The sequence below is a fragment of the Microcystis sp. M079S1 genome (assembly GCF_020246425.1).
GTDB lineage: Bacteria > Cyanobacteriota > Cyanobacteriia > Cyanobacteriales > Microcystaceae > Microcystis > Microcystis aeruginosa.
Genome location: NZ_JADBSZ010000058.1, coordinates 1 through 16961, shown reverse-complemented (window position 1 = coordinate 16961; position 16961 = coordinate 1). Strand labels below are relative to the sequence as shown.

Genomic DNA, 16961 nt, shown 5'->3' with positions numbered 1-16961 from the left:
TACCAAGAGTTGTCAAACAATCCGAAACTGGTTTGGAGAAATCATTAGTTATTTCGAGCGAAGGACAACGAATGGGGTGGTCGAGGGAATCAACAATAAACTTAAACTAATAAAACGGAGAGGCTATGGCTTTAGAAACTTGCGGAATTTTTGGGTTAGAAGTATGTTATCTTGGCATCTTGTATGTTGATTTAGCATAAAGGGTAACGAAGAGCCAGAACGGCTCTTCGGGACTTTGTATGGTTCGATATGGGGGCATAAATCGACTGAATCCTTATCTGGCAAGAGACTTAATTGATTAGTTCGCTCTAGATAAAAAACAATTGATAAAAATCGCTAAATGCCTTTCTATATAAGGGTTACATCCCTTATACCCCCTCCATTGCATAACACAAACCGAAGAGCCCTATTTCTTTGCGTACCATTTGGCTAGAGTCTTTATCCTGCCTACCTTTGAACTTCTTTGTCACCCCTTGAGGGAAAAAATATAGATTGTCAAGGCGCGAGAAATCGCTACAATCATTCCAGCAGAGGTGATAGTAATCCCTCGACATCCAGTTGTTAACGATCGCTAATGATGAGACAAACTCGGTTTTCTCAAGCGGTTTCGAGACAGCGAACCCCTGAGTTTCCCTGTCGATCGTCGATCGAGCCGCCACTTGCCTTTTTTCGGAGTTGATCGAACCATGTTGCAAGGATGGATTCAAATCGCGCTCACGATCCTGATAATCGTGGCGATCACCCCCTTTTTCGGGCGGTATATGGCTAGGGTTTTCATGGAACGGAGAACCCTACTCGACCCACTCTGCGATCGAGTCGAGAGTCTTCTTTACACCTTCGTCGGGGTGAAAGGGAAAGAGAATATGACTGGCTGGCAGTACGTCCGCGCCGTTCTCTACAGTAACGCGGTGATGGCAATTCTGGTTTTTTCCCTGATTGCGGGCCAAGGATTCCTTCCCCTCAACCCGACGGGGATCCCCGCCCCTTCTTGGGACACCACGCTACATACGACGATTTCCTTTATCACCAACACCAACCAACAGCATTATTCCGGAGAAACCACCCTCAGCTACGGGAGTCAGATCTGGGGTCTTGGCTACCAGATGTTCACCTCGGCCGGAACCGGTCTAGCGGTGGGGATCGCCTTTATTCGGGGACTGACGGGGCGACCGTTGGGCAATTTCTATGTGGATCTGATCCGAGCGATCACCCGTATCCTCTTACCGATCTCGATCGTGGGGGCAATTGCCCTGATCATCGCCGGAGTCCCGGAAACCCTCGCGGGCCCGGCGATCTTGCCGACGCTAGAAAACCCCAACCTGAGTCAGGCGATCGCCCGCGGTCCAGTGGCCCACTTCGAGATTATTAAGGAATTGGGAGAAAACGGCGGCGGCTTTTTTGCCAGCAACTCGGCCCACCCCTTTGAAAACCCGAACGGATTCGTCAATCTGGTGCAGTTGGTGGCGATTCTCTCGATTCCCACCTCCCTGATCTATACCTACGGGGTTTTCGCCGATAATCTCAAGCAAGCTCGGTTAATCTATCTAATTCCCCTCGGTATCTTCATCGGCTTTACGATCATCACAGCGATCGGGGAATATAACGGCAACCAGGCGGTTAACTCCCTGCTAGGGGTGGAGCGAGCGGTTAACTTCGAGGGTAAAGAAGTACGCTTCGGTTGGGCGCAATCGGCCCTGTACGCGGTAACTACCACGGCCACCATGTGCGGTGCGGTGATCGCCATGCACGATTCTTTGATGCCGAACGGCGGCTTCGCCACCCTCTCGAATCTGTTCCTGCAAATCGTTTTCGGCGGCCAGGGAACCGGCACCGCCTACCTGTTTGCCTATCTGATCCTGGCGGTATTCGTCACCGGGCTAATGGTGGGGCGAACCCCCGAATTCCTCGGGCGCAAAATCGAGAAACGGGAAGTGGTGTTAGCGAGTTTTTTAATTCTGCTGGTTCACCCGATCGCCATCCTCATCCCTGGAGCGATCGCCCTTGCCTTTCCCGACTTTCAGGGCATCAGTAACCCCGGCTTTCACGGATTATCTCAAGTTATCTACGAGTACGCTTCCGCCGCCGCCAATAACGGGTCGGGATTCGAGGGACTAGGGGATTCCCAACCTGCGCCGCTTGCGATCGCATCTGGGGCGAAACCGACGATGACCGCTCTCTGGTGGAATCTGAGCGCCTCCTTCAGTTTACTGGCTGGACGGTATATCCCGATCGCCGCCCTGCTCTTGTTAGCCGATGGGATGTCCCGCAAACAACCGGTTCCCGCCACCACCGGAACCCTCCGCACCGATACCGGACTCTTTACCAGCGTGACGGCGGGGGTGATTTTAATTCTCGGTGCGCTCACTTTCTTGCCGATATTGGCCCTCGGGCCGATCGCGGAAGCCTTTCAAATCACCCGGATGATCGGCTAGGAGTTGGGATAATTTATGAGAACGAACAAAGGAAATTCTAAATCCTCCCGCCCGTTGCGAGTGCCGAGAGGTCGCCGGGACGACCGCCGCCACACCCCCAAGGTAAACCGGACAGGTCTCTATCAACGGGCGATCCGGCAGTCCTTCCTCAAACTCGACCCGCGCATCGCCGTGCGTAACCCGGTCCTGTTCGTGGTCTGGTTAGGAACGATCGTCACGGCCCTGGTGACGATCGACCCGCATCTATTCGGCACGATCGCCGGGGATAGGGGACAACAACGGCTACTTAACGGCATCATCACCCTCATCCTCTTCTTCACGGTGCTGTTCGCCAACTTCGCCGAGGCGATCGCCGAGGGACGGGGAAAAGCCCAGGCCGATGCCCTGCGCTCCACCCGCAGCGACACGATGGCCCAGAAAATCCTTGCCGACGGCTCGATCGAGTCGGTCAGTTCCACGGCCTTGGGTCGGGGCGATCGGGTAAAACTGGTGGCCGGGGACGTGATTCCCGCCGACGGGGAAGTGATCGAGGGAATCGGTTCGGTGGATGAATCGGCGATCACCGGAGAATCGGCCCCCGTCCTCAAACAACCCGGAACCGACATCGCCAGTTCCGTCACCGGTGGTACGCGGCTTCTCTCGGACGAGTTGACAGTGCGGATCACTCAAGATCCCGGCCAGGGTTTTATCGATCGCATGATCTCCCTCGTGGAAGGGGCCGAGCGCACGAAAACCCCCAACGAGATCGCCCTGACGGTACTTCTGGCCGTGTTAACCCAAGTCTTTTTAATTGTCGTGGCCACGATTCCCTCGATCGGGAACTATATCGCCAGTTTTCTAGACACGAGCCTCGGGCCGGCGGTCGCGGATACTTTTCGGGCCGGTTCCAGTATCGCCATCTTGATCTCGCTTCTCGTCGCCCTCATTCCCACGACGATCGGCGGTTTATTGAGCGCGATCGGCATCGCCGGGATGGATCGTGTGGCTCAGTTTAACGTCATCGCCACCTCGGGGCGCGCGGTGGAAGCCTGCGGCGACGTGAATACCCTCCTTCTCGACAAAACGGGAACGATCACCCTCGGAAACCGACTGGCTGACGAATTTATCCCCGTGAACGGTCATAACCTCGAGGAATTAGCCCGCATCTGTCTAGCGGCCAGCCTTTTTGACGAAACCCCAGAAGGACGCTCGATCGTTGCCTTAGCCCGGAATTTGGGCGCGAACCTCGATATCGATGGCCAACCCGGCGAGGGAATCGAATTCTCCGCTCGTACCCGCATGAGCGGCACCGATAGGGCCGGCGAGGAATACCGTAAGGGAGCCGTAGACGCGATTAAAGGTTTCGTCCGTTCCCGCGGTGGTTCCGTTCCCGAAACCCTCGATCAGGCACAGGAAAGGGTTTCCCGTTTGGGGGGGACTCCCCTCGCCGTCTGTCGGGGTAACGATATCTACGGGGTGATCTATCTCAAGGACATCGTGAAGCCGGGATTAAAAGAGCGTTTCGACCAATTACGGCGCATGGGTGTGAGAACGATCATGCTCACCGGCGACAACCAGATCACGGCGGCGGTGATCGCGGCGGAGGCGGGGGTGGATGATTTTATCGCCGAGGCCACCCCAGAAGATAAGATCGAGGTGATCCGTCGCGAGCAAGCCAAGGGCAAGTTAGTTGCCATGACGGGAGACGGAACCAACGACGCACCCGCACTGGCCCAGGCTAATGTCGGTGTGGCGATGAACTCCGGAACCCAAGCGGCGAAGGAGGCTGCCAATATGGTGGATCTCGATTCCGACCCGACCAAGCTGATCGATTTAGTGACCATCGGCAAACAGTTACTCATTACCCGCGGCGCCCTGACCACGTTTTCGGTAGCCAACGATATCGCCAAGTATTTCGCCATTATCCCGACGATTTTCGCCGCCGCCGGGATCGGTGCTTTAAATATCATGGGTTTGAAAAGCACTCAATCGGCGATCGTCTCAGCCCTGATCTACAATGCCCTGATTATCCCCGTTTTGATTCCCCTAGCACTTAAAGGCGTTCAATTTCGCCCGCTCACTGCTGACCAACTATTGCGGCGCAATATCCTCATCTACGGCGTGGGAGGCGTGATTGCGCCCTTTATCGCTATTAAGATTATTGATGAGATAATTTCAGCGATCGGGTTGAGGTAATGGGAAAATCGGCAATATTTAAGCCTAGTTTATTCGGATTGAAGCACTCGAATCGGGATTTTAGCCAAAAAGAAACATGGGGTAAAAATCAATTTAACTCCTCATTTCCAGCTTCTTTGTGCGCTTACTTGGATTGGAAAGGACTGAAAAATGTATATCTGAAACTTGATGAAAATTTAAAAATTCAACCTGCGGAGTTAAGTACAAAAGAGTTATACGGTCTAGCTCCCGATTCCGATAATTTATTTTATGCTTTCGAGAGTCAATTTAGAGGAGGGAGCAAAATGATCACAATCGATTTATTCGCTGGTTGTGGTGGTTTATCTTTAGGTTTTCAGAAAGCGGGGTTTACTATTGTGGCCGCATTTGATAATTGGATACCTGCTATAGATGTCTATAGAAATAACTTTAGTCATCCGATATTTAATGTCGATTTATCTAGAGAATCTAATCAAGAAATATTGGCTCAATATAATCCTGAGATTATTGTCGGCAGCCCTCCTTGTCAAGACTTTTCCAGTGCGGGTAAGAGAGACGAGGGTTTAGGACGAGCGAATCTAACGCTCACATTCGCTGAAATTGTAACTAGAGTAAGTCCCCAATGGTTTGTTATGGAAAATGTGGATAGAATTGAGAAAAGTAAAATACTCATTCAAGCAAAACAAATTTTTAAAAGCCATGGTTATGGTTTAACTGGAAAAGTTATTAATTCTTGTTACTGCGGAGTTCCTCAAACTAGAAAAAGATATTTTCTGATCGGTAAAATGAACGAAGAAGATGATTTTTTAATCGATGAGATCAATGAAAATCTATCAAGTCAACCTCTGACTGTATTTGACTATATGGGCAAAGAATTAGATATAGAATACTATTATAGACATCCTAGAAGCTATCAAAGAAGGGCGATATTCAGTATTTATGAACCTAGCCCTACTATTCGAGGAGTAAATCGACCAGTTCCCAAAACCTATCGACAACATCCCGGGGATGCTTGTCATCTTAAGGAAAAATTAAGACCGTTAACAACAATCGAGCGAAGCTATATTCAAACTTTTCCTAAAGACTTTATTTTTACAGGAACAAAATCTAATCTAGAACAAATGATTGGCAATGCGGTTCCTGTTAATCTGGCTAGATATGTAGGCCAATGTATTCTTAACTATGAATTGAAAAAGGGGAAAAAGACAACCTATCGACAACTACAGCTAAGTAAGTGGTTATAATTAAATTGAAAATAGATTTTGTCTTTGATCCCCCCTTAATCCCCCCTTGATAAGGGGGGTGTCGATCCCCCCTTAATCCCCCCTTGATAAGGGGGGTGTCGATCCCCCCTTAATCCCCCCTTGATAAGGGGGGTGTCTGATAATTTTTGACAACTACAGCTATTTTCTTGATTTACTGGCAAAAACAAATCTCCAAAAAACTCTAATTTTTATGAAAGCATCCCCTAGACAATACCGATTTTTCTGGTATATTTTCTTAAATTTCTATCTAACAATTCTTTTCTCCTCCATCGTTCAAGCTTCTACGGGAAGCACTATCGATAGGGGGCAAGCCTCCGCATTAACCCTTTTAGGATTAGTCGCCTTTGCTTTATTTATCTACCTATTCCTTGTCATTTTTATACCCGAGAGGTTTTAAGAGATTTCTGGCACAATTAATTTTTGAGAGTTCAAAAATGGGAAAAAGCAGAAAATCTCTAAATAGACTCTTTCATTGATTGTTGTTTATTCTTAATTCTCCTGACTCCTGACTACTGGCTCCTGACTCCTAACCCCACCAACAAACTTTTTGCCGCAAACCCGACTTAAGAGGTCTAATCATGAGTTTTGCACGCGAGGCCGGTAGAGCCATCCGTTCTACCCTAGTTCTCTGGGTGATCACTGCGCTGATCTATCCTTTCTCGATGATCGCCATCGGTCAAATTCTTTTTCCCTGGCAAGCAAACGGGAGTTTAATTACCAATAATCAAGGTCAAGTGGTGGGTTCGGCTCTAATTGGGCAACCTTTCACCAGCGATCGCTATTTCAATAGTCGTCCGAGTACCACCGCCTACAGTACGGCCGCTCCGAAAAACGATCCTAACAAAGTCCTGCAAACCGGAGTTTCGGGTGCGAGTAACCTAGCTCCCAGTAACCCCGTATTGATCGATCGCATTAAAGGAAAACCCAATCCCGATCCAGCGAAAGCTGTAGAGGGGGAGATTCCCCGATTAGAGAAAGCGGCAATTAAACCCACCGCAGATCTGGTATATACCTCCGGTTCCGGTCTCGATCCCCATATCACCCCTGAAGCGGCAAGGGCGCAGATCGAGCGGGTGGCGCGCTCGCGCGGATTACCGCCCAATCAAGTGGAGATCCTCGTTATCAAAAACACCGACGATCGCTTTCTCGGCATCTTCGGCGAACCGGGGGTTAACGTGCTGAAACTGAATCTGGCTCTAGACGCGATCGCAAATTCCCGATAGGGTTTCTGATGCTAAATCCTGTTTAAAAGGTATAGGAAAGTGGGAAGAGAGAGTTTGCCTTTAAAAACCCCAAGTTAGTAGATTTACAAAAATGGGATGCAGCCGCTAAAAAACTAACTGGGAGAGTATTGTTTAGCTGATCTTACCTTGGGATTCACATTGAAAACCTTCATCTTGCCAAGCTTCCAAATCAACGGAATTTAAGGGAATGACTTGCCAACAGGGGGGAGAGATTAATTGTCCCACAAAAGCCCAAATTATACTTCTAGTCAGATCTAACCCAGTTTTTAGCTTTGATTCGTGATTACCGGGGATACCAATTTCTCGGACTGCATCGATTTCTACTGCTATACCGTGGGATTGCAAGTGAATTTCTGCTAACCATTTAGCGCGGGGTAAATGAGTAGGAGAGGTGACAACTTTTACTTTATGTACTCCCCATTGTTTTAAAATTGGCACGGCAAAGAAAAAATTGCCGAAGGTAGAATCAGCACACTTTTCTAACCAGACGTTAGTTTTTGGCGCTTTTGCCCGTTCAAATAGTAATAAAATACAGGGGTCTTTCGAGCCTTCGGAAATCAAAATCGGTATATTGGGGTATTGCTGGGCCAGATTAGCTGCATAAATTTCCCGACGAATGCTGCCCCCCAAAACTAAGATGGCATCAATGGGTTTTTGTTGATTAATTGGCAAGCGGACGGCTAAATTAATCGCTAGATTAAGGATAATAAACCCAAAAACCAGAATCAGAGTTAGTTTTAACCATCTTTGCCAATTTCGGTGTTTACGCACAAAATTTTTCGATTTTTTCCCCATTGTTTAGAGATGGTGTAACAATTGTGCTTTGATAATTTTTTCTGCGGGGTTGAGTTTGACTAATTGTGAACCTGTCCCGTCTTTACCCGTAACTGTCACAGTCTCTACCTCTAAGGGTAGTTTTCGATTCTGATTGGTACTTAATAACACTATACTCCCCTCCCGGGCCGCTACCATGGCCGCTAAACTATCCTGTTTGTTAACGAATTGTAAAGCGGGTGAACCAAGATCGCCTAATTGTGATAAGCGTAAATTCTCGATCGCCAGTCTTTTCCCGTAACCTAATCCCGAAATCAGCAGCAGATTTTGCCGATGAGGGAGAGAAACACAGCCGGCTAGATGTTCCCCGTAGCGCAATCGCAAAATTGCTAAACCCTGAGCGGATTTACTCATCATTGGCAATAATTCCTCGCGCACGGGATAACGCAACACCCGACCGCTACTGGTGGCGATCGCTAAGTCCAGACCCTCGTGAGTAAAAATAGCGCCATATAGGCGATCGTCTTCTTTCAATTTCATGAGGGACAAACCCCGACTACCAACCCCCTCTAATTCATCGATGGGAAGCCGCTTTATTCGCCCCTGTTGACTCAGTAAAAGCAATTCTTGATTTTTTTGAGGTTCCGTCAAGAAAAATTGATTTAACACGGCTTCTGAATCTTTTTGGGCGGTTTTGGTCAGCAGACTGGAGATTAACACTGGTTGATTGTCTTTTGGAGGAACTTCCCGGGTAGTAATCGGGTAAGCTTTAGCATTATCGAGGATAACTAGGAAATTTTCCCGTTTTTCGATCGCCTGTTGATAGATAATTAAACCTCGGTCCGGCGCTCGCTCTTCCGGTGTCGTCCAACTAATTTTATCTTCGGCATCAAGCAATAAAATCGCATTTTCTGGGGGTTCTTGGGGCGTAAATAGGCTTAAACTCGGTGCATTCTCACTCTCAGACTTTTTATTAACTTTATTCTCCTGTTTTTTAACAACAGAATCCTGTTTCTTCCCTTCTGACTTGAAAGAGGGTGTAGGGTGTGGGGTGTGGGGTGTGGGGAAGGAAACCTCTTTCATCTGTGGGGGTGAAAATTTTTTCATCGGGACTGTCTCCTGTTTTTTAACCACAGAATCCTGTTTCTTCCCTGCTGTCTCCTGTCTCCTGTCCCCCGACTTGCCAGTGGGAATTTTTGTCCGTCTGCTATCGGCGAATTTTTTCTTTAAAGAGCGCAATTCTTTTTTCAGAGACTTGAGAAACTCCTGACGGTTATGGAGGAGAGTTTCCAACTGTTGAATTTTTGTTTGTAATTCCGTCGCTTCCGTCTCTAACTTTTGTCTTTCCAAACCGGTTAAACGACGTAGGGGCATAGCCAAGATAGAATCAGCTTGAGCGTCACTAATGCCCAATTCTGCCTGAAAACGGTACTTAGCCGTCGTCCCATCGGGAGCATTTTTGAGAATATCCACCACGCGATCGATATTCTGCAAAGCTAATAATAAACCCTCCACTAGGTGTAAGCGATCGCTGGCCTGTTGCAACTCATCGCCATACTGACGGGTGAGAGTTGTTTCTCGAAAGCGCAAGAATTCCTGTAAAACTTGTTTTAAAGACAACTGCCTCGGTTGATTATCAACCAAAGCCAGGATAATCGCCCCGAAATTAGTCTGCAGCGCCGTTTGTTGGTATAAAGCCGACAAAACCTGCTGCGGTTGACTTTCCCGCTTTAATTCAATCACCACCCGAATGCCTTCGCGATTGCTTTCATCGCGGATATCGGCAATTCCCTCCAATTTCCCTAAATTAACTAATTCGGCGATTTTTTCGATCCATGCCGCCTTATTCACCTGAAAAGGCAACTCAGTAACCACAATTGCCGTCCTTTCCCTTCGGCGCTTGCCCTCAATGATAATTGTTTCAGTTTTCGCCACTCCGCGCACGGGAATAATCCCCCTACCGGTGCGATAAGCCTCGCGAATGCCGGTATCATCTAAAATCTCGCCTCCCGTGGGAAAATCGGGACCGGGGATAATTTCTACTAACTTTTCCTCGCTTAAATCGGGATTATCAATCAAAGCGATTAAACCTTCCACCACTTCCCCTAAATTATGGGGAGGAATATTAGTCGCCATCCCCACCGCAATACCTGAACAACCATTAAGAATCAGTATCGGTAACTGAGCGGGTAAAACAACGGGTTCCTGTTGAGAATTATCAAAATTACTGCTAAAATTAACGATAGCTTCGCTAATTCCCCCCAAAACCGCCTGATCACCGATGCCGGCCAAACGGGTTTCTGTATAACGCATGGCCGCCGGGGGGTCGTTATCGATCGAACCAAAGTTACCATGGCCCGATAAAAGTGGGTAACGACTGGAAAAATCCTGTACCATACGAACCAGTGCCTCGTACACTGACTGATCGCCGTGGGGATGATATTTACCCAAGACATCCCCCACCACCCGCGCACATTTGCGAAAAGGGCGATCGGGAGTTAAACCCAGTTCGTGCATAGCGTATAATATGCGACGATGCACTGGTTTTAAGCCATCCCGTACATCCGGCAAGGCTCGCCCCACGATCACACTCATGGCATATTCTAGATAGGATCGTTCCATCTCTTGGTGTAAGGCCGTGGGTATAATTTGACCACTAGCTAAGAAATCCAGTTGTTTGGCCATGAGTCTCTCGTTTTCAATCTGTCTAGCTGTGAATCATAAGGCATTTTGCCCGTTTTAACCTTGTTTATCCCTGAGCATCCCTATGACGACTGTTTTGATTGTAGAAGACGACCCGATTAATTTTCGCGTTTTTGCCAAAATTTTGACCAAACGAGGTGGTCTAGAGGTTAAAGGGACCGAAGACGTGGAAGAAGTGCTTCGTATTGCTCGGGATAAGGAAGCGGACGTGATCTTAATGGATGTCTCCCTCTCCCATAGTGTCTATGAAGGGAAAGCGGTAGATGGCATTAAAATCAGCCAAATTCTCAAAGCTAACCCCGAAACCGCCGATTTACCCGTTATTATCGTCACCGCTCACGCTATGGAGGGCGATCGAGAGAATTTTCTCAAGCAGAGCGGGGCCGATGGTTATATTTCTAAACCAGTGGTTGATCACCAAGCTTTTGTTGATCAAATTTTGGCGATCATCGATCAGAAGCTGGTCTAAGCTTTGAGTCTTCTTTTGTTAGTATATCAGTATTGATATAGGGTTGGCTGAATAAATCTTAAAACCTTGTTGGGTAAGACTTTTAGACCTTTTGTCAATCAAAAAGTACCGGCGACGGAAGTGATTGGGGGGAAAATCCCTGGACTTTTCCCCTGAAAATTAGGTAATTGACCCCCTCAAAATCTGTAAAACCCTACACCCCACACCCTGTCCCCACAAGAAACTTTTTGCCGCAAACCCTACTTAATCCTCCACTCTGCCATAGATGGCGTAGGCTCGATCGAGCGACCAAGCCCACATCTGATCCCCTAGGGAAAAATGCCACCATTCCCCCTTATGTCGGCTAAATCCCGCCTCCTCCATCACTTTAGCCAATAAAACTCGTTTTTGATGATAACTCTGTTCTTGCGGGCTTTTTGGGGCGATATAATAATCGGGATGCGATCGCTCACTGATCTCATCGATTTCTCCCCCCATGGGGATGGCTTGTCCCTTCTCGTCCACCAGGGTAATATCGATCGCCGCTCCGGTACTATGGGGAGGCGGAGTGGCGGCATTATCGCTGGGAACCGCCCAAATAGTGTAAACTTCTGTTAAAATCGCTTGACTTTCTGCCTCCGATAGTTTCTCTTTGGCTAATCCTTTTGTGTCTAGGAGAGTCTGAAAACTATAATCGACCATAAATTGTTGCACTTCCACCGGTCGATAGGCATCAAAAATCAGAATTTGCCAACCGGGTTGATAGACTTGCAGACGGTTTTGAGCGTCAATCAGAGCATTTAACACCCCTTGTCGCAAAAAATAGGGAGATTTACCCCGATAATTAGCCCCCAATTTCTCGTAAGCATGGGGAGAAGGAATAACAAACTTATCTGCGGGTATAGGTACTAGGGGTTCCCCACATTCACGAATAGGAATTTTTTGGTAGGGTTTCATCTCGTCGTCGAGAAACAGTAATTTTATTGATTGTCCACTCGATCGCCAGTTTACCGGAAAGACTAGATAGGGGAAATGCGGCCGGGAAAATCCAGGGACGTTTACGGGTACAATAGGCCCGTTATTCCTCCTCCTCATCGGTTGTAGGGAATTTCATACTGGCCCAAGTTAACTGTTTTTGCGGGTCTTTTTCCGGTTCACTAAAACTCTCTTTGAGTTGTTCTTTCACCTGGGCAATATTACCACTTTGAGCGGCATTCTTTAGATCATAGACATAACGAGCATTTTCGATCGCTTCCTCTTTACTACGAGAACTAGACTCAAAGCATTTTTCTAGGTCTTTGTAAATACCCTTTCGAGAGATTTTTAGAAAATATTGACGTTCTGTATCGATAAGTTTAGCCAATAATTCTAGGTGCATGGAATCCTCGGCACAGATATCCGCGAGTATATCCCATTCTTCACTCCCCAAAAGATTATTATCCGCCCCCGGTCGCGGGTCTTGAAAAGTTTCTCCAGTCACTTGTTTATAAATCTTCGGTAATTGGTCATCAAATTCGTGCTTTTCTTCCCTCCAAATCCGGCGAATTTCGCTGAGTTCCTCCGTGGTGATTAGGGTAATATCTTTCATCTCCTCTGGGGCATTAGTACGCACGCTCTCCTGAGCTTCTAATACCCTTCTCAGCCAATATTCTCGCCATTTTTTAGTATAAGGGCCGGGTATGGGTTCGATCGATATTTCTCCATTTAAGTTTCTTTCAAATAATTGTACTTTCCCAAAGATACGGCGAAAATCCCGTTTTGGTCGGTCATCTTCTATATCTAATTCGTTGCGAAGGTCTAAAAGCGGTTGTAACCATTCTTTTTCTTGGTCATTCTGTATCATTGCCTCCATCGATTTATCTTTATTCACCAAAGTACAAACCCAACAACCAAAGCGCGAATCTCCACAGCTAGGAGTGGAAGTATCTACCACTAGGGGACATTCATTATCCGCAGTCGCTCCTCGATACATTGCTAATAATTCTTTGTTATCTCCTCCCCAGGGATTTTCCCACTGCATTAAGTACATCCATACTTCATCAGTACGCCAATCTTCTATGGGAGTATAAACAAGTGAATTAATCAAGTGAGTATGAGGGCTAAGACGCTCCCTTAATCTCCCTACTTTATGTCTTTCTATGGTTACTGATCGTGCGGAGCTTTCCGTTTTTCGCGCACCTAAAATAACTATTGCCTCACCATTTTCTCTAACAACATCTCGAATAAAATAATTAACAGGTTGTATTTTCATCCGTTCAGTACACCAGCGAAATCCTCGTCGTGGTGCGGGATAGCCCTTCCCAATCAAACAAACCCAGAAAGTTTCCTTAACAGAAGGATTGATCTGATAAGGTTTAATAGGTATTTGATGATCTTTCGCCGATATTTCCAATTTTTTTATACATTTGTTAACCCAAGTAGATACAAGAGGATTTTCAACTTGAGTATCTGTTGTAATAACATAAATTGTTTTATGTCTTTTTTCTTCTGGCAAACTAGCGATCGCATTCCAAACCAATTGTAAAACTGCTGTGCTATCTTTTCCCCAAGATACACCTATGATCCAGGGAATACTGTCTAGACAATATAACTCTTGTATTTCTTGAGTAATACTTTTGATATCTTCTACGAACTCCTCTATAGCACGATTAGGAAAAATAGAAGTTGTTTTTTCAAGCATAATGTTATCAACAAAAAGATCAACTAATTTCTAAAAATATTCTGACGATGCCATTGGATAGATTCAAGTTTTGGATAGTGATTTTCTAGAGTGGGTAATAAAATATTCATACCATGAAAGTCTTTAATGGCTTTAGCATTAGGAGAAATTTCTTGAAAGTCTTGACTAATCATAATTTTGTATTGATCGTCAATAGTAAATAGTCCTTGATCAAATGCCCAATGATGATTTTTACAAAGAGATAAACCATTGTTTATCTGGTTATCATAGAATCTGGCAAAAGGTTTGATATGTGCGCCATCGACAATACTTTGTGTCAAGGAGTGGATGACTTTAAGACCACAAAAAGAGCATTGATAATCGTATAAATGGACTACTGACTTGCGAAATAACGCATCTCTAACTATAGACTTTCTAAAATAATATTTTGTCTGTGTTTCTCCTTCATCTAAAACGCTACGATCTAGTTGAGTGTCATCATCTTGTTGTAAGACTTGATTAATTTCTAAAATATCTTCTAATTGCTTTTGACTAGAAGAAAACCAAGCTTCTATTAGAGTATCAATTAGCTGTCGTCTAGCTTCTGGTTCCTGTAAAAGTTTATACAATTCCTCATCTAAAATCGCATAATCTACATCTGCTCTAATTTTGGGAATAGTTTGAGGACGGCCGCCATCATAGCTATCACTAAACTTTAACTTCCAAAATCCGTCATTTTTTAGATGAAAAAACGGTAAAGCTAACCCACCTTTGAAGGCATCTGGGTTTAAACGCTTCCAATATTTATCAAAAGTATCGATTAATTCATCAGAAATATAGATTTTATTGTCCTGAATTTGAGAATCACTAATTAACTCAATTACTGATAATAATAAGATAGGCTTATAAGGTGCTTCACCACTTTGCTTAGACTTATTGACTTTAATTTTAGAAAATAAGTCACAATAATATTTTAAATTGCGTAGGGGAAGACTATCGACCATAGGGGTGGGAGATATGCGGATAAAAAAAGGAAACTATTACCAGCATACAGAAAAACATCCCACCGAGAGGGAAAAATATAGAAAGCCTAGAGAGATAGTCATAATAACATCGATCGAGCGCGGCTGACAAGCGATCGCAAAAAATCGAACTTATGTACTATGATCAACCCTTAATGCAACTTTAAAAACCCACTTCCCACTCCCTCCTATACCCTTTAAAGAGGATTTAGTATCACTTTCCCGGGTTGAGGGTTTAAGTCCGGTTAGGGATTAAAGAGTAACTCCACCGTCCACGGGTAAAACCACCCCTGTCATATAGGGGTTGATAATCAAACTCAATACTGCTAGGGCGACTTCTTCGGGTTGCCCTAAATGTTCGACAGGTAGAGCAGAAACTGCCCATTTGCTCAGGTCGGAGCGTTCCGAATCACCTTGACTGGTCCAGATGCTTGTATCTTCTATTAATCCGGGGGCAACAACGTTAACGCGAATAGGAGCGAGTTCTAGGGCGAGGGCGCGTCCAAATACGGCTACGGCACTATTAGCGGCGGCTATGACGGAAATTCCGCCCATTTTGGAATATTTGAACATAGTGACGCTGGATGTCAGGGTAATAGAACCGTCCTTGGCCAAAGTTTTCAGGGAGCCACGCACTGCTAAAAAGGTTGCCCAGAATTTCTCCATACCTCCCCGGGCCGTTTCTGCGGTCATTTCGGTTAATAAGGCTCGCGGCATATTTCTGTCTCCGAGAGAGGTGACTACTAAATGGTCAAAGTTGCCAATTTCTGCAAAAAAGGCATTAACAGAATCTTCTTCTAAAAAATTAACAGTTTTGGCTTCAATCTCCCCGGAAATTAGGGCAACAGCGGCAGCTAATTTCTCTTGAGAAGCATGGGAAAGCACCACTTTTGCCCCCAGGGAGAGCAATTTTTCGGCAATCGCTAGGTCAATCCCCGAGCTTGCACCAATAATAACGACTTTTTTCCCCGATAAGGAATCAAACATTTTTTTGTCTCCAAAAATTTAAGAAAAACTTACAACTATTACAGTATATTGACTGGCTTTTGGGCAGCAACTAACCAATAAGTTATGGCCGAGGAACTTAGCAAATTATCCAGAGCATTAATGTTTAAATTATAGGTTTCTTCGTCTAATTTTCCCGATTGCAATTCCTCTGTTAACCAAGACTTAAGATGGCGAAAATGTCTGAACCAGCACTCCTCCGTCACCTCGACAAATTGAACATCTTTAAACCCTGCCTGTTGATAAAGATTTTGATACTCTGCCCTATCTTTGACCGTGTTTGCTTGGGGAACTGTCCAATCCCCTAAAAGTTCTGTTGTGGCAAAACTCAGATCTGAGAGAATTAAGGTTCCCCCCGGCTTTAATACTCGCCAAGCTTCTTGCAAGAATTGCCGCCTGGTATTAAAATAAAAAGCCGCTTCTACACAAATAATTTGCTCAAAAGAATGATCAGCAAAATCCATCTCTACTGCGTCCATTAACAGAAATTTACCCTCGGGAAAATTCAAGAGACTTCTGGCAATTTGTGTCGGAGAAATGTTAATCCCCACAATTGCTGTCAATGGGTAATATTTGAGAAGATAATGAGTAGTTGCTCCCAAACCACAGCCAACATCAAGAATTGTTCCCTGTTTGTTGGGAATAAATTCTAAAAGTTTCTCCATCAGAGTACAGGATGCTTGCTGTTGATCTTGGGTATGAGAGAGCCAATAACCGACATTAAAAAACTCTCTTTCACCATAAAACTCTCGAATCGAAGGACTACAAATCAAATCATCGAATCTACTAATCCATTCATTTTTATCCATTTTTAAACTCATTTAACTCTCTCGGCAAAAACTACATTAGTTTAACACGATTGGGCTTAGTAGAGCGGGAAGTGGGAAGTGGGTTATAGCAATGCTTGCCAAACTCCTGTTAAGGCACTTTCCGCACTTCTTAACATTCAATTGATAATTTTTACTAATATATTGCTTACAATCCTTTGCCAGCAAAGATTATAGCTACAATCATGGATTTTTATCAAGGTGAAGAATTGCCAATTTTTTTCTCAGAAAAAATCAATTATTGAAAATGTTCTCAATAGTAGTTTCTACAATGAAGGTTTTTCGTCAAAACATCTTGGGGAATGTAAAAATATATGGCTCTTCGGTTTGTGTTATGCAATGGACGGGGGTTATAAGGGATGAAACCCTTATAGAAACAGACATTACCGCAATTTTTGTCAATTGTTTGCAATCTGGAACGAACTAAT

The 16961-nt window shown here is 45.4% G+C and carries 14 protein-coding genes; 7 read left to right on the top strand and 7 right to left on the bottom strand.

Annotated features, from left to right (window positions below; all coding sequences use genetic code 11):
* From IM456_RS03555 to kdpC, 6 genes are all read left to right on the top strand, one after another.
* Positions 1-190 (top strand): transposase (locus tag IM456_RS03555; RefSeq protein WP_287707712.1); only part of this gene is annotated, 190 nt, incomplete at its 5' end.
* A gap of 496 nt (positions 191-686) precedes the next feature.
* Entirely contained in the window at positions 687-2432 is a 1746-nt protein-coding gene (kdpA, locus tag IM456_RS03550; protein WP_149987687.1) for a potassium-transporting ATPase subunit KdpA, read from the top strand.
* Between the two features lie 15 nt (positions 2433-2447).
* Positions 2448-4607, top strand: coding sequence for a potassium-transporting ATPase subunit KdpB (kdpB, locus tag IM456_RS03545; protein ID WP_149987688.1), 2160 nt, complete (start codon positions 2448-2450; stop codon positions 4605-4607).
* Positions 4607-5830 (top strand): DNA cytosine methyltransferase, encoded by a 1224-nt coding sequence (locus tag IM456_RS03540; RefSeq protein WP_287705200.1) that lies wholly within the window; start codon positions 4607-4609, stop codon positions 5828-5830. The genes kdpB and IM456_RS03540 overlap by 1 nt, the downstream gene beginning before the upstream one ends.
* A gap of 211 nt (positions 5831-6041) precedes the next feature.
* The gene (locus tag IM456_RS03535) at positions 6042-6248 is read left to right on the top strand and encodes a potassium-transporting ATPase subunit F (RefSeq protein WP_287694734.1); all 207 of its coding nucleotides are present in this window, start codon (positions 6042-6044) and stop codon (positions 6246-6248) included.
* A 181-nt stretch (positions 6249-6429) separates the two neighbouring features.
* Positions 6430-7074 (top strand): K(+)-transporting ATPase subunit C, encoded by a 645-nt coding sequence (gene kdpC, locus IM456_RS03530; RefSeq protein ID WP_287694732.1) that lies wholly within the window; start codon positions 6430-6432, stop codon positions 7072-7074.
* A gap of 132 nt (positions 7075-7206) precedes the next feature.
* Here the strand turns inward: kdpC and IM456_RS03525 are convergent, their stop codons facing one another.
* Together IM456_RS03525 and IM456_RS03520 are read right to left on the bottom strand one after the other, a co-directional pair.
* Complete coding sequence (locus IM456_RS03525) at positions 7207-7890, bottom strand: YdcF family protein (RefSeq protein WP_147072595.1); 684 nt, start codon at positions 7888-7890, stop codon at positions 7207-7209.
* A 3-nt stretch (positions 7891-7893) separates the two neighbouring features.
* Entirely contained in the window at positions 7894-10554 is a 2661-nt protein-coding gene (locus tag IM456_RS03520; protein WP_287694729.1) for a DNA gyrase/topoisomerase IV subunit A, read from the bottom strand.
* An 82-nt stretch (positions 10555-10636) separates the two neighbouring features.
* Here IM456_RS03520 and IM456_RS03515 point away from each other — a divergent pair, with 82 nt between their 5' ends.
* Positions 10637-11041, top strand: a complete 405-nt coding sequence (locus IM456_RS03515; protein WP_149987694.1) for a response regulator — start codon at positions 10637-10639, stop codon at positions 11039-11041.
* A 243-nt stretch (positions 11042-11284) separates the two neighbouring features.
* On the opposite strand, the gene IM456_RS03510 is transcribed toward IM456_RS03515, so the two are convergent.
* The 5 genes from IM456_RS03510 to IM456_RS03490 all read right to left on the bottom strand — a co-directional run bounded on the left by IM456_RS03510 (position 11285) and on the right by IM456_RS03490 (position 16515).
* A complete protein-coding gene (locus tag IM456_RS03510; protein ID WP_287694726.1) occupies positions 11285-11977 on the bottom strand; it encodes a M15 family metallopeptidase in 693 nt (230 codons plus the stop codon).
* Between the two features lie 121 nt (positions 11978-12098).
* A complete protein-coding gene (gene dndC / locus IM456_RS03505; protein ID WP_149987696.1) occupies positions 12099-13700 on the bottom strand; it encodes a DNA phosphorothioation system sulfurtransferase DndC in 1602 nt (533 codons plus the stop codon).
* Between the two features lie 23 nt (positions 13701-13723).
* Positions 13724-14683 carry an HNH endonuclease gene (locus tag IM456_RS03500; protein ID WP_287694723.1) on the bottom strand — a complete coding sequence of 320 codons (960 nt, stop codon included), beginning with the start codon at positions 14681-14683 and terminating at the stop codon, positions 13724-13726.
* Positions 14684-14953: 270 nt separating this feature from the next.
* Positions 14954-15688: an SDR family oxidoreductase gene (locus tag IM456_RS03495; RefSeq protein WP_190722323.1), complete on the bottom strand. Its 735-nt coding sequence runs from the start codon at positions 15686-15688 to the stop codon at positions 14954-14956.
* A gap of 38 nt (positions 15689-15726) precedes the next feature.
* On the bottom strand, positions 15727-16515 hold the full coding sequence (locus tag IM456_RS03490) for a class I SAM-dependent methyltransferase (protein ID WP_287694720.1): 789 nt from the start codon (positions 16513-16515) through the stop codon (positions 15727-15729).
* Positions 16516-16961 lie beyond the last annotated feature (446 nt).

What these genes read in the sequence shown, in the direction of transcription:
- IM456_RS03515 (WP_149987694.1), top strand. Translation starts at nt 10,637, where the DNA reads ATGACGACTGTTTTGATTGTAGAAGACGACCCGATTAATTTTCGCGTT.
- IM456_RS03495 (WP_190722323.1), bottom strand. Translation starts at nt 15,688, where the DNA reads ATGTTTGATTCCTTATCGGGGAAAAAAGTCGTTATTATTGGTGCAAGC.
- IM456_RS03525 (WP_147072595.1), bottom strand. Translation starts at nt 7,890, where the DNA reads ATGGGGAAAAAATCGAAAAATTTTGTGCGTAAACACCGAAATTGGCAA.
- IM456_RS03490 (WP_287694720.1), bottom strand. Translation starts at nt 16,515, where the DNA reads ATGGATAAAAATGAATGGATTAGTAGATTCGATGATTTGATTTGTAGT.
- IM456_RS03510 (WP_287694726.1), bottom strand. Translation starts at nt 11,977, where the DNA reads ATGAAACCCTACCAAAAAATTCCTATTCGTGAATGTGGGGAACCCCTA.
- IM456_RS03535 (WP_287694734.1), top strand. Translation starts at nt 6,042, where the DNA reads ATGAAAGCATCCCCTAGACAATACCGATTTTTCTGGTATATTTTCTTA.
- IM456_RS03500 (WP_287694723.1), bottom strand. Translation starts at nt 14,683, where the DNA reads ATGGTCGATAGTCTTCCCCTACGCAATTTAAAATATTATTGTGACTTA.
- kdpA (WP_149987687.1), top strand. Translation starts at nt 687, where the DNA reads ATGTTGCAAGGATGGATTCAAATCGCGCTCACGATCCTGATAATCGTG.
- kdpC (WP_287694732.1), top strand. Translation starts at nt 6,430, where the DNA reads ATGAGTTTTGCACGCGAGGCCGGTAGAGCCATCCGTTCTACCCTAGTT.
- IM456_RS03520 (WP_287694729.1), bottom strand. Translation starts at nt 10,554, where the DNA reads ATGGCCAAACAACTGGATTTCTTAGCTAGTGGTCAAATTATACCCACG.
- kdpB (WP_149987688.1), top strand. Translation starts at nt 2,448, where the DNA reads ATGAGAACGAACAAAGGAAATTCTAAATCCTCCCGCCCGTTGCGAGTG.
- dndC (WP_149987696.1), bottom strand. Translation starts at nt 13,700, where the DNA reads ATGCTTGAAAAAACAACTTCTATTTTTCCTAATCGTGCTATAGAGGAG.
- IM456_RS03540 (WP_287705200.1), top strand. Translation starts at nt 4,607, where the DNA reads ATGGGAAAATCGGCAATATTTAAGCCTAGTTTATTCGGATTGAAGCAC.